Source organism: Streptomyces sp. S.PB5, assembly GCF_030403745.1.
In the GTDB taxonomy this organism is placed as follows: Bacteria; Actinomycetota; Actinomycetes; order Streptomycetales; family Streptomycetaceae; genus Streptomyces.
The window spans coordinates 402,695-415,811 of sequence record NZ_JAQMWP010000002.1; the positions used below are offsets into that span (position 1 = coordinate 402,695).

Sequence of the window (13,117 nt, forward strand, 5' to 3'; positions counted from 1 at the left end):
TCACGTGGCACCCGGCACCCTTCCCACCGCCATGGACCGACCGCACTTCATCGGCATCGGCGGCGCCGGGATGTCGGGGATCGCGAAGATCCTCGCGCAGCGCGGTGCGAAGGTGGCGGGGAGCGACGCCAAGGAGTCCGAGACCGCCGCGGCCCTGCGGGCACTGGGCGCCACCGTGCACATCGGGCACGCGGCGGAGCACCTCGCCGATGACGCGAGCTGTGTGGTCGTGTCGTCGGCGATCCGGCAGGACAACCCGGAGCTGGCGCGCGCGGCCGAGCTGGGGATCCCGGTGGTGCACCGCTCCGACGCCCTCGCGGCCCTGATGGAGGGGCTGCGGCCGATCGCGGTCGCCGGCACCCACGGCAAGACCACGACCACCTCGATGCTGGCGGTCTCGCTGTCCGAGCTGGGCCTGAAGCCGTCGTACGCGATCGGCGGCGACCTGGACGCCCCCGGCTCCAACGCGCTGCACGGCGACGGCGAGATCTTCGTCGCCGAGGCGGACGAATCGGACCGCAGCTTCCACAAGTACGCCCCCGAGGTCGCGATCGTCCTCAACGTCGAGCTCGACCACCACGCGAACTACGCGTCCATGGAGGAGATCTACGAGTCCTTCGAGACGTTCGCGGGGAAGATCGTCCCCGGCGGCACGCTGGTGATCTCCTCCGACCACGAAGGCGCGCGGGAGCTGACGCGGCGGCTGGCCGGCGCGGTGCGGACGGTGACGTACGGAGAGGCCAAGGACGCCGACGTACGGGTGCTGTCGGTCGTCGCGCAGGGGCTGAAGAGCGAGGTCACCGTGGTCCTGGACGGGACGGAGCTGACCTTCACGGTCTCCGTCCCGGGCCGTCACTACGCGCACAACGCGGTCGCCGCGCTCGCCGCGGGTGTCGCGCTGGGCGTGCCGGCCGCGGAGCTGGCCCCCGCGCTGGCGGCGTACACGGGTGTGAAGCGGCGTCTGCAGCTCAAGGGCGAGGCGGCCGGGGTCCAGGTCATCGACTCCTACGCCCACCACCCGACCGAGATGACGGCCGACCTGGAGGCGATGCGCGCGGCGGCCGGTGACGCCCGCATCCTCGTCGTCTTCCAGCCCCACCTCTTCTCCCGCACCCAGGAGCTCGGCAAGGAGATGGGCCGGTCGCTGTCCCTCGCGGACGGCTCGCTGGTCCTCGACATCTACCCGGCCCGCGAGGACCCGATCCCCGGGGTGACGAGCGAGCTGATCATCGAGGCGGCGCGGGCCGCGGGCGCGGACGTGACGCCGGTGCACGACAAGGCGGACGTCCCGGCGGTGGTCGCGGGAATGACGAAGCCCGGTGATCTCGTTCTCACCATGGGCGCGGGCGACGTCACGGACCTCGGACCGCGCATCCTGGACCGTCTCGCGCAGTAGCGCAACAGAGCACTGGATAGGGGCTGAGCAACATGTCGTACGACATCGAGAAGCCGGACGAGCAGTGGCGTGCGGAGCTGAGCCCGGCCGAGTACGCCGTCCTGCGCCAGTCCGCCACGGAACCCGCCTTCACCGGCGAGTACACCGACACCAAGACGCAGGGCGTCTACTCCTGCCGCGCCTGCGGCGCCGAACTCTTCACCTCCGCCACCAAGTTCGACTCCCACTGCGGCTGGCCGAGCTTCTACGACCCGCGGGACTCCGATGCGGTGGAACTCATCGAGGACCGGTCGCACGGGATGGTGCGGACCGAGGTGCGGTGTGCGCGGTGCGGGTCGCATCTCGGGCATGTCTTCGAGGGTGAGGGGTATGCCACCCCGACGGATCAGAGGTACTGCATCAATAGCATCTCGCTGAGGTTGATGCCGGACGAGGGCTGACTCGCCGTCCCGGGCGAAACCGTGTCTGGCGGGTCCGAGCCCGAGTCATCTGCGCGCCCTGACCTGCCGTAGCGAGAAGGTGCCCCGACCGGCCGAGGCCGGGGCACCGCAGAGCGGTCCGGTGCCAGGTAGCGGATACGGCCGGTACGTTGCCGGACGCACCGCTCCTGCGCACCGGCCGCCGATGAGCCCGGTTGGTGTGTAGTTGTCAGGAGTTGCGTCGCGGGAGGACACAATGACCGCTCAGCGGGTCGACAGGTCGGCCAGGAACCTTCCGCCATGGCGCGTGGCTTCCGGGATGTAGGCGCAGTGTGTCGTGCACTTGCGTGTCACGAGCATTGTCGCGGCGTCTGCGGCCTGCCGGGCAGCTTCGCTCGCGCTCGTGCCGTATCCGGTGCCGCAGACCGGGTCACCGGAAACGCACCAGCTCTGGATTCGGCTCATCCACTCCGGAGGGATGTAGGGGTCCTTCTTGGGGTCGAATCCGAAGCCGAAGAGGTGCGCGAGCCCTCGGTTTCCGTACTTCTCGTCGTACCACTGGGGATCTCCGAGGAGTACGACGCCGACCACTTGGGACTTCAGCGCGGGCGACGCGTTCCGCAGCCAGACGTCGACACTCCACGCACCCGCTGAGTAACCCACGAGGACCAGCCGGGCCGGGCTGCACAGCTTATTGGTGTGGTCGACCATGTCGTCGAGGGCCTCGATGCCCTGCTCTACCGGATTCTCGTCCACCGGTTTGCCGTGGAGCCAGTCCCAGAAGTCCACGCCGGTCCGCTTCGGATGGGCGAGGAAGATCGCGTTGGCGGATTGTCCCCGCTTGTGCATGGCGTCCAGGTAGTGCTCCCAGACGCTGTGGACCATCGGCGACGTGTGGTCCTCGTTCAGACCGTGCACCCCCAGGAAGGTGGCGGTGCATGGCGCGGCAGGCGCTCGGGGCGCTGCCGTCGCCGTTGGCACAACTGTTGCGGTGCTCCCTGCCGCCAGCAGAAACGCGGCAACACTGCAGACCAGCCTCCGCCTGGTTTTCGACCACATGGTGTCCCTCCGGCTCGTGCGGGTGATGCGGAGCTCAGCATGGAGGTCGGCGCAGGCTGTCCGGCAGGTCAGAAATGACGGTCTGGCCAAGGTCAGCGGGAGGGAGGAGAGATGCCGTATTCGGCGGCGAAGCGCAAGAGTTCGATCCGTCGTCGCCGGTGGAGCTTGTCCCGGACGTTGCGGAGATATCCGAGCTCGGTGGTCAGAGCGATACCGAGGCTGCGGGCGATCTGCTTGTCGGTTTCACCGTCGGCCACGAGTTCCAGTACTTGCAGTTCGCGCTGAGTGAGATCGATCTCGCGCCATGACAGAACGTGCGCCGCGAGCGCCGGATCGAGTTGCCGAGGGCCGACGTACAGACCTCCGCGGGCCACAGACCGGACGGCCGCCAGGACTTCGTCCTCCTCGCTGTGTTTGGTCATATAGCCGCGCGCACCGGACTTGATCGCCGCGGTGACCGTGGCAGGGGCTCCCTGGTTCGAGAACACCACCACCCGGTGACCATGGGTGGCGAGCCTGTGCACCACGGGGATACCGGACAGTCCCCTGAGGGTCAGGTCGAGGAGAACGACATCCGCTCGCACGAACTCCTCGGCCGTGACGTCTTCGACCCTGTCGGCGAAGGCCACCACCGTCATGTCAGGTGTGCTCTCCACCATCTTGACCAGGTGCTCACGGAACATCGGATGGTCCTCGAGGATCACGACTGCGATCGGAGCGGCACCCACAGCGTCACCTTGGTTCCCTCCCCGGGGCACGACTCGATCGCCGCCGTGCCCCCGACGTGTTCCATCCGCCCGATGACCGAGTTGCGGATGCCGAAGCCGGCGCTCTGCCGCTCGACGTCGTAGCCGACGCCCTGGTCCCGCACGGTCACGCGGACAGCCCCGCTCCGCACGGTCAGCCGTACCACTGCGTGTCCTACCCGGGCGTGCTTGACGACGTTCGCGAGGGCTTCCCTGACCGCGCCGGCGATGGCCAGCGTGGCCATCGGCCCGGGCTCCGCAGGTAGTTCATCGGCGATGAGTTCGACAATGAGGCGACGCGGATGGAATTCGACCACCAAGTCCCTCAGTTCCCTGTCGAGCGCACTCCCGTGGTGTCCGTCGATGGCCGCGAGCACGGTCCTGATGTCGTCGGCCTGTCGCTCCGCGTCGACACGGATCGTGGACAACCGTTCTTCCGGTGGGAGTTCAGCAGCCGTCGCCTTCTTGCCGATGAGCTCGAGTGTCTGTAGCACGCTGTCGTGCAGCGACTTGAGCTGTTCCACACGCCCTGCGCGGAAGGCCGCCGCCGCGCTGGAATAGGCCGCTTCCCATGAGAGTGCCGCGATGATCGCGCTGACGACGAAGCTGGTCAGCAACCACAGATCCCGAGCGACGATGTCCGCCCAGCCGGGCGAGGTGATGTCGTACCCGTTCAGCCATGCCATGCCGAGCTGCACGGGCAGCGCCGCGCCCACGAGGATCACCAGTCCGGTACGGATTCCTTGTAGTCCTGTCCACAACATGGTGGTTCCCCAGAGGTACGGGTTGAACAGATCGTGGTTCTGCAGATAGACCGTGTGCTCAGGGATGACGGCACTCGCCCAGAAGGTCGCCGTCACGGCAAGGCCCAAGTCTGCTGCGCAGAACGCCGTCGACTTCAACAAAGATGCCGCCCGGCGCCGGACCACCAGGAACAGCAGGATGCTGTTTCCTGCGATCAGGGCCCCCACGGCCGCAAGGAGCTGGGGCTGCTCGGACAGTAGTTTCCCAGCGGCGACGATCATGATGGCGAGGGAGAGAGTCCGCCAGGCCGCACCGCCGAGAGCGATCCAGCGGAGATGATTCACCCGTGCCACGGTATCGGCTTCGGGGGAATCGGCACTGCGGCTGCTCACTCTGCGCATCAGCGGCCCCCCCCGGATGAACACCGCACTGTCCTGGAAAGCGTAGTGTGGGGCGCTTACCTCTAGGAATACGGAAAATGGCGGCTTCGTCCGCACGGTTCCCGTCTCGCCGTCGGTACTTGTCGCCGTTCTGCGGCAATGAGGCGCGATAGGTCACGGCTGACGGTCGGGCCCGTAGGGCTGCCTGGTGGACGACGGGTGCTCGTTGCGGGGCTGGTCTTCGGCATGCGTTCGACGAGGAGCGGTATGCGACCCCGACTGACCCGCCACGTGCCGACCGCACCTGGCCGAGGCGGGAGACGGGCTGAGCGAGTGGCTGAACCGTCGGCCTGGACGACCGGTGCCGGCCAGGAGTTCATCTCCGACATTGTCCTGTGAAGGGGGGCCGAGCCCCGCACCGCCGACTTGAGCGGGAGCATGCGGCTGCTGTTACGCCCACTGGTCCCAAGCGGACGCCAGGTCGGAGTGCAGTGTGACCCGTGGGTCTTCCGTCAGCGGTGTTCAGATCTCGGTGGGAGTGCCGAGGACGCGCGGCATCCCGCGCTGCTGCGGGTGCCGAGTTCCTGGCTCATGCGCTTAACGGTGGCCAACCAGCCGCGAAAACAACGCTGTTAATACACCTAGCGCCTGTTCCGATCCGCGGACGCCCCGTCGCCTGGGGCGACGCCGGTGCGCGTGACCCGTCTGGCGTCCCATGGATATCGACCGCGTGTGCGGAAAGGATTCTCCCGACGTATCGGTACGGACGCGCAGTGGGGGGGCACACGTGCAGGGCCACGGGCTCGGTTCCCGCAACGAGTTGAGCGGCACGGTGCATGGTGCGGCGGTTCAGGCGGGTGTGGTGTATGGCGGTGTGCACTTCGGTTCCGAGGCAAGCCCCGTTGGACAGACGCCCTGGGAGCTGCCGCCTTGCGGGCATGTGGTCGACCGCGTACCGGAGTTGGACGCACTGGAACGGCATCGGGCCCGTGTCATGAGGGAAAAGCGGCACATGCTGGCCGCGGTGAGCGGACTGGGCGGTGTCGGGAAGACCACCCTGGCCCTGAGATGGCTGAACACCCTGCGCCCGCAGTTTCCGGACGGCCAGCTCTACGCGGACCTCGGAGCCCAGTCGGCCGGTGGCCCGGTGCTTCCGTACGAAATACTCGGCCGCTTTCTGCGGGCGTTGGGAGCTCCTGGGCAGCAGGTCCCTGGTGATCCGGCCGAACGGGCGGCGCTGTACCGGTCGTTGACCGCCGGCCGACGTCTTGTCGTGCTGCTCGACGACGCGGCCACCGCGGCCCAGGTGCGCCCCTTGCTGCCGGGCGGCAGGAACGTGACGGCGGTGACCAGCCGCAGTCGGTTGACCGGGCTGGCCGTCGACGGTTGCTGTGCCGTTCACCTGGAGGCGCTCGCCCCGGAGGCGGCCATGGAACTGCTCGCCGACACGCTGTCCGACGACCGGGTCACCGCGGAGCCCGAGGACGCCCGCACCTTGGTCGAGTTGTGCGCCGGGCTGCCCCTGGCCGTTCGGGTTGCCGGGGCTCGGCTGGCGGCGCGGCCGAGGCGGCGTATCACCACGATGGTGCGCGCGCTCGAGGAAGAACACGACCGGTTGGAGGCGCTGGCCATCGAGGGTGATCACAATGTCCGGGCAGCGCTGGACCTGTCGTACCGGGGCCTGCCGCCTGCGGCAGCACGGCTCTACCGGTTGCTGGGATTGCACCCGGGCCCCGAGTTCGCCACCGCGGCGGCGACGGCGGCGCTGTCCGGAGTGCAGGACGCGGCGGAACTGCTGGAGACGCTGCATGACGCGAGCCTGCTCTCCGACGTCGGACAGGGGCGTCATCGGTTTCATGACCTGGTGCGGCTGCACGCCATCGCGATGGCGCAGCAGGACGAACCATGCGTCGAGCGGGAGCGGGCCGTGCGTCGTCTCGCCGACTACTACCTCGCGAGCGCCACGCGCGCCGAGGCGGTCATCGACCCCCAACACCGCACCATGGCCCGGGACTACGGCGACGGGCCGGTCGTCACCGCGGACGTCGGCCACGACGCCGAGGCCGCCCTGGACTGGCTGGAGCGGGAGCTGCCCAATCTGATGGCGGTGCTCCGTCAGTCGCGCGCCGCCGGATTCCCTACGGTCGGCTGGCAGCTCGCCGACGCCCTGTGGCCGCTCTTCCTGCGGCGGAAGTTCTACGACGACTGGCGCGCCGCGCACGACGAAGGCGTAGCGGCGGCAAGGGAGTTGGGGGACATCGCGGCGGAGTGCCGGATGCTCACCTCCGGCGGGGTGGGGCGGCTCGGCTCGGGGGATCATGACCTCGCCCTGGAGATGTTCGAGCATGCCGCGCGCCTGTTCGAGCAGTGCGGCGACCGGCTCGGCCGGGCCCGTACGCTCAACTACCGGGGGCTCGCTCTGCAGCGGCTCGAACGGCTGGACGAGGCAGCCGAGTTGTTTCAGTGTGCCGCCGTTGAACTGCCGGCCTGCGGAGACCGGCGAGCCGGTGCGCTAGCCCGGCTGAACCTTGCCGACCTCGCCCTCTCCCTCGGAGATCCCGAAGCGGCGCGCGAGCACGGCCATTGCGCCCGCGAGGCGCTTGAGGAGGCCGACGACGCGTACAACGCCGCACGGGCGGACACGCTCCTGGGCCGTTCGTATCTCGCGCTGCGGAGGGTCGACCGGGCGGGGGAGCGGTTCTCCGCCGCGTTGGTGACACTGCGCGGGATGGCCGCGAGCTACGAGATCGCCCGTGCCGTGGGCGGTCTGGGCGAGGTCGCCGAGCAGCGCGGGGACACTCGCACTGCCCGCGACCACTACCGCGAGGCGCTGGATCTCTACTCGTCCGTGGGCAGGTCCCAGTCGCCCGACGCGGAGTCCGTACGGCGCCGGCTCCACCAGGCGCGGAGTGGTGAGCTGGAGGCTTGACCGCGAAGGAGGCGCAGGGGTGTCGACCCGAACTCCTCGGCCGGCAATCCGGCCACCAGCCACGCATGGGCCAGCGAGGCGACGGCTCCCCAGACGTCCGCTGGCCGACCTACCCCGCTGGCCGTGAGTTCGCAGACGGTTCTTGCCGGGCCGATCCGAAGCCGGCAGCGGGAACCCTGGTACGCCGCGGTCACCAGAACACCGGGATGGATGAGGGCCATGGCGTCGGCCCTTGCCGGTTCCGTCCCCGACTCGATCAGCACGTCGCTGAGCTGAGACCAGCGGGCTGGTGCGGGAAGCCGGGTGCGACCGTGATCGTCCACGCTCACCGTCCCGGTGACCGTGTCCAGCAGCACGGTGCGGACCTGGTGGACCCCGCCGTTGGGTGACACCGCCATCTCGGATGCCATGGCGACCACCATCCTCGGCGTCATGTCGCGGTCAGGGTGCCCGGATCGTCGTACCGCACTGTGAGCGGCAGACGTGCCGGTTCCGTTGTCGGCCGGGTGGCGGGGGCCCGTAAGTGCAGTTTGCGATAGAGCAGGGCGCGCATCTTGCGGGAGAAGCGGCCGGGCTCCGAGGTGATGCGGGCGGCGACCCGCTCGTATCGCTGCCGGCGCCAGGCCGCGGAACTCCGCCTGAGCTGGGGAAGCAGCGGCCGGTCCGGGTGCAGGCGGGGCGCGAAGGACATGAGTTCGGCCAGCGGTGAGCCCGGATCCACGTCGGGATCGGCCCGCCCCGCCATGAGTACGGGTACGCCGGTCATGGCGCCGTACAGCGAGACCGAACCGTGGTCGCCCACGATGTAATCGGCGGCGACGACCGCTCCGGCCCAGTCCCCGTACGGGCTGACCAGGGTCATTCCTGAGCGGGTCAGTCCGGCGAGCCAGGAACGGACCTGCCAGTCGCCGTGCGCGTTCCAGATGTGGGGGTGCAGCAGTGCGGCGATCCGGAAGTTGTCCCGGGGCAGTTCGGCGATCAGTCGCTGCAGGACTTCCCAGCCATGTGCGAGGAGCGAGTCGGGACCCCAGGTCGAACAGACGAGAACCAGGTGTTGTCCGGCCCTGACGTTCAGGGCCTCCCGGTAGAGCGCCCGTGATGGGAGGCTCGCGGCGATCCGGTCGAAGCACGGGTCGCCCACCACCTGCGCCGACGGCACCGCCTCGGGGCATTCGCGGCCGAGCCTGGTCAGCTCCTCATGATGGGCGAGGACGATCACCTCGGGCACGACCGTGCCGTCGCGCATCAGCCGCTGCCTGCTGAGGCCGTACACACCGCGCTGCGCCACGGGCGTTCCGTTCCGTCCGGCCGGGGCAATCTTGTTGTGGCCGGCTCCGTGCGGCAGCACGATCACCGGTGCCTGAAGTTCGTGCAGACTGCCGTGGCTGGCGGCCAGCGCGAGGTGGAAGTGCGTCTGCACCGCCTGGTTCCACGGCAGCACCAGGCCACCCAGTCGGTCCAGGAACTCGGCCACGCCATTGCTGAACACATCGGGTGCCTGAGTGAAGAAGGTCTGCACCCTGACGTCGCCTTCCCACAGGCGTATTGCGTCGAGCAGCCGTTGCCCCGCGATCACCGTGTGCACCACGACGAGGACTCGCCTGCGAGTCCGACGGGTAGCCCAACGCTCGACGTCCAGTCGCACCGGCACATGACGCCAGTGCGACTCGGACACGGTCACGCTCATCGTCGTTTCCCCCGTTTTCCCTTCATGCCTACGCGGTCGTGGCCGGCCACGACCCGCGACGGACGCTTGGTGGCCCATGACAGAAGGGGTGCCCCCGCGGGCAGGACGGCGGGCTTGCAGGAACCCTGCACTCCCGTGGAACCCCGGCCTCACCACGGGTGTGCGCCCGTCACGCTTCGATGCGCCCCTGCGTCCACCCCGCACTCGAGAGAACGGTGGAACGAGTGTCGTACGTCTGTGCGGTCACTGTCGAAGGCGCTAGGAAGCAGCACACCCGTCGGGGGTAATGGTGGAACTTCTTGCTCTGGGGCCTCTTGAGTTGTGGAACGGCCCGCAGCAGTACGAACTCGGATCCCTCAAGGAACGCTGCGTGCTGGCCGCGCTCGTGCACGCGAGGGGGGAACCGGTCGCCGTGGACACGTTGATGGACCGCGTCTGGAACGGCGATCTGCCGCCAACTGCCGTGGAAACACTGCACAGTTATCTGTCGCGGCTGCGACGGCGGCTGCGTGCGGCGGTGGGCGACGAACGGGCACGGGTGGAGCGGCCCTCGCCCCGGCTGTATCAGTTGCGGGCCGACCCGGAGGACATCGATCTGCTGCGTTTCCAGCGGCTGCGGAGCGATGCCGCCGCCGCGGCCGTACGAGGGGAGAGGGAGCTGGCGATCGGGCGGCTGCGCACGGCCGAAGCCCTCTGGCGTGGTGAGCCGTTGACTGAGTTCATCGACAACGTCTGGGCGCTGTCGGCGCGTGCCCGGCTGATCGAGGACCACCGGCGGGTCCGCGAGGAACGGATCGGCCTGGAGATGGCGTTGGGGCGCCACGCCGACCTGGTCGGTGAACTCCAGGAACTCGCCTCGCAGAATCCCTTCGCGCAGAAGGTGATCGCATCCCTGATGCTCGCTCTGTACCGCTCCGGACGCCACGACGAGGCCCTCGCCGTCTACCGGGACACCCGCGGACGACTCCAGGAGAGTCAGGGCATCGAGCCCGGCGCGGAGCTCCAGGACCTGCACCTGCGCATGTTGGAACAGGACCACACGCTGCAGGCCACGGACATCGGCTCTGCTGCTCCGGAACTGGTGCGTGAATCGCGCAACTGTCTGCCCCGTGATACCCGTGACTTCACAGGACGGACAGGTGAACTGCGCATCCTGCTGGCCGCATCCGCCGGAGCGTCCGCCGCCGCCTCCGCCGGTACGGACGATGCGGTCGAGGCCCTGCCCGTCACTGTCGTGCACGGCATGCCCGGCATCGGCAAGACCGCGCTGGCCGTGCACGCGGCTCACCGGCTCCGCGCCGCCTATCCCGACGGGCAGTTCTACGTGGACCTGCGGGGCTTCAGCAGCCAGCAGCCCCTCGACGCGGCCGAGGCGTTGGCCGTCCTGCTCCACTCGGCCGGATCGTCCGGAGAGCTGCCGGACTCGCTGGAGGAGAGAACGGCCCGCTGGCGGGAGTGGACGGCACGGCACCGTGTGCTGGTGGTGCTCGACAACGCCAGGGACGCCGGTCAGGTCAGGCCCCTGCTGCCCGGCAGCCCCGCCTGCCGCGCCATCGTGACCACCCGGAGCAGGCTCGCCGGGCTCGACAGCGCCGCCTCCCTGCCTGTGGACGCCCTGTCCAAGGCGGAGGCGGCGGCGCTTTTCACTCGGATCGTCAGTACCTGGCGGACATCGGCCGAGCCGGAAGCCCTGGAGCGGGTGGTGGAGGTGTGCGGATGCCATCCCCTGGCTGTGCAGCTCATGGCCAGCCGCTTCCGCCACCGGGACTCATGGTCTCTGCAGGACCTCCTCGACCGGCTGACGCAGGCGACCGACCCCCTCAAGGAGTTCGACGACCTGATCGCAGCGGTCTTCGAGTTCTCGTACCGGGGACTGAGCGCCCCCGCACAGCTGATGCTTCGCCGCCTCGCCCTGCACCCGGGCCCCGACATCACGCTCCGCGCGGCGACGGCTCTGGCCGGTCCGGAATTCGAGGGAGAGCCGAGGCTGTTGGAGACGTGCGTCGATGAACTGCAGGACGCCAGTCTCCTCGAAGAACCATTGCGTGGACGCTACCGACTGCACGATCTGACCCGGGCCTTCGGCCTGCGGGCGGGCGGCCGGACACCCGAGGAAACGGCCCGCCGCGCATCGGTGGGCCGGCTCGTCGCCTTCCACCTCGCCACGGCCCGGCGGGCCGACCGCCATGCTCACCCCCACCGGCGGACGATTCCGGTGAGCGCGGACCAGGAGTCGGGCCACGCGGCGGAGTTCTCCGGCGCGGACGAGGCCACGGTGTGGCTGACGGTGGAACGCGCCAACCTCCTGGCCGTCGCGCGCACTGCCGCGGCCGACTACCCCGAGTACGCCGGGCTGTTCCCGAGCGTGCTGGCGCGCTCCCTCAAACTGTGGGGGACCTGGGACGTCGCGGCGGACCTCTTCGACGCTGCTGTACCAGCTCTGCGCGCCCTGGGCGACCGGTCCGCACTCGCCCGCACCCTCACCGACCGGGCGGACCTGCTGGCCCAGCGCGACCACGGCCAGGCCTTACGCTGCGCGACCGAGGCCCTGTCGATCTACGAGGATCTGCTGGACGCCCACGGTCGTGCCGACGCACTCCTGCAGTCGGGCCGTGCCCACCTCGCGGCCGGCCACGGCGGCACGGCGATGCGCGCCCTCGAAGCGTCGCTCGCGCTGTACCGCGAGGTCGGCGACCGGGCCGGAGAGGCCGAGTGCCTCAACGTGGAAGGCGCGGCGCTGTACTACGCGGGCCAGTACGACGAGGCTCTCCAGCGGGTGCACCTTATGCAGCGCATCTACGAAGAGCTGCCCGACCCGTACGGGCTGGCCCAGGCCCTGAACAACCGCGGTGAACTCCACCATTTCCAGGAACGCTACGACGAGGCCCGAGACTGCTACGAACGCTCCCTCGTCCTGATGCGGCAGCACGGCGGCCGGCAGGAGATCGCCATCCTCGACAGCAATCTCGGCGCGGTGCACCAGGCGGCGGGACGGTCGGACCGCGCGCTGGCCTGCTACCGCAGAGCCCTCGCCGCGCACCGTGCCGGCGGCGATGTGCTGGGCGAGGCCGATGTGCTGATCAGTATGGGGATGGCCCACGCCCGGTCGGGGCGCAGCGGTGAGGCGTTGCTGCACTTCACGATGGCGGAACAGATCGCCACCCGCATCGACAACCCGTATGAGCGCCTACGGGCGTTGATCGGCACGGCGGATGTTCAACGCGATTCGGGACGGCTCGAACTCGCGGCCACGAGCTATGGGCAGGCCCTCGAAGTGGCCCGGAGCGTCGACTTCCCGCTGGGTTGCGCGCACGCGCTTGCGGGCCTCGCGCGGACGGCGGCCCTCCGTCCGCACGACACGGGGCAGGTCTGGCAGTACGGCGAACGGGCGGTCGCCCTGTACCGGCGTGTAGGCGCCGGTGCGGAAGCGGAGAAGCTGCTGCGGTTGCTGATGACGTACGAGTCGACCGGCTCCTGAGCCCCCTCCCAGGAGCCGGTGACATCCGCTGTCACCACATCCAGCGGAAGACCACCACGGTGACGAAGGTGATGCCCGTGACATGGAACGAGGCGGTGTAGAGCCTTAGTGCGGTTCTCAAGGCACTCCTCAGATGAAGCGAAACGAGTAGGTGAGGCAGGGGTGATCACTCCGGCTGGCGAGTAGTAAACCGGAGGCTCGAGGAGTGCTGCGGCGTGTTTGCGGAAGTCGAACTGGCGTGGTAGAAAGCTGCGCGACTGTCGCCGCGACTCTCCGTGT

General features: G+C 69.2%; 9 protein-coding genes. 4 read left to right on the forward strand and 5 right to left on the reverse strand.

Annotated elements, in window-relative coordinates; translation table 11 throughout:
- Window positions 1-4 precede the first annotated feature (4 nt).
- Window positions 5-1,396 carry a UDP-N-acetylmuramate--L-alanine ligase gene (gene murC / locus PH203_RS06700; protein ID WP_289917462.1) on the forward strand — a complete coding sequence of 464 codons (1,392 nt, stop codon included), beginning with the start codon at window positions 5-7 and terminating at the stop codon, window positions 1,394-1,396.
- A gap of 32 nt (window positions 1,397-1,428) precedes the next feature.
- Entirely contained in the window at window positions 1,429-1,836 is a 408-nt protein-coding gene (gene msrB, locus PH203_RS06705; RefSeq protein ID WP_289917463.1) for a peptide-methionine (R)-S-oxide reductase MsrB, read from the forward strand.
- 243 nt (window positions 1,837-2,079) lie between these two features.
- Here msrB and PH203_RS06710 read toward each other — a convergent pair whose 3' ends face one another.
- The 3 genes from PH203_RS06710 to PH203_RS06720 form a co-directional block, all read right to left on the reverse strand.
- Complete coding sequence (locus tag PH203_RS06710) at window positions 2,080-2,733, reverse strand: cutinase family protein (RefSeq protein ID WP_289917465.1); 654 nt, start codon at window positions 2,731-2,733, stop codon at window positions 2,080-2,082.
- A 233-nt stretch (window positions 2,734-2,966) separates the two neighbouring features.
- Complete coding sequence (locus PH203_RS06715) at window positions 2,967-3,578, reverse strand: response regulator transcription factor (RefSeq protein WP_289917467.1); 612 nt, start codon at window positions 3,576-3,578, stop codon at window positions 2,967-2,969.
- Window positions 3,575-4,708 (reverse strand): ATP-binding protein, encoded by a 1,134-nt coding sequence (locus tag PH203_RS06720; protein WP_289917468.1) that lies wholly within the window; start codon window positions 4,706-4,708, stop codon window positions 3,575-3,577. The genes PH203_RS06715 and PH203_RS06720 overlap by 4 nt, the downstream gene beginning before the upstream one ends.
- A gap of 823 nt (window positions 4,709-5,531) precedes the next feature.
- Here PH203_RS06720 and PH203_RS06725 point away from each other — a divergent pair.
- Window positions 5,532-7,673, forward strand: coding sequence for a tetratricopeptide repeat protein (locus PH203_RS06725; protein ID WP_289917470.1), 2,142 nt, complete (start codon window positions 5,532-5,534; stop codon window positions 7,671-7,673).
- Here the strand turns inward: PH203_RS06725 and PH203_RS06730 are convergent.
- Both PH203_RS06730 and PH203_RS06735 read right to left on the reverse strand, forming a co-directional pair.
- Window positions 7,583-8,083 (reverse strand): hypothetical protein, encoded by a 501-nt coding sequence (locus PH203_RS06730; RefSeq protein ID WP_289917473.1) that lies wholly within the window; start codon window positions 8,081-8,083, stop codon window positions 7,583-7,585. The genes PH203_RS06725 and PH203_RS06730 overlap by 91 nt on opposite strands.
- 20 nt (window positions 8,084-8,103) lie before the next feature.
- On the reverse strand, window positions 8,104-9,360 hold the full coding sequence (locus tag PH203_RS06735; RefSeq protein WP_289917474.1) for a hypothetical protein: 1,257 nt from the start codon (window positions 9,358-9,360) through the stop codon (window positions 8,104-8,106).
- Window positions 9,361-9,646: 286 nt separating this feature from the next.
- Here PH203_RS06735 and PH203_RS06740 point away from each other — a divergent pair, with 286 nt between their 5' ends.
- Window positions 9,647-12,838 (forward strand): tetratricopeptide repeat protein, encoded by a 3,192-nt coding sequence (locus tag PH203_RS06740; protein ID WP_289917477.1) that lies wholly within the window; start codon window positions 9,647-9,649, stop codon window positions 12,836-12,838.
- Window positions 12,839-13,117 lie beyond the last annotated feature (279 nt).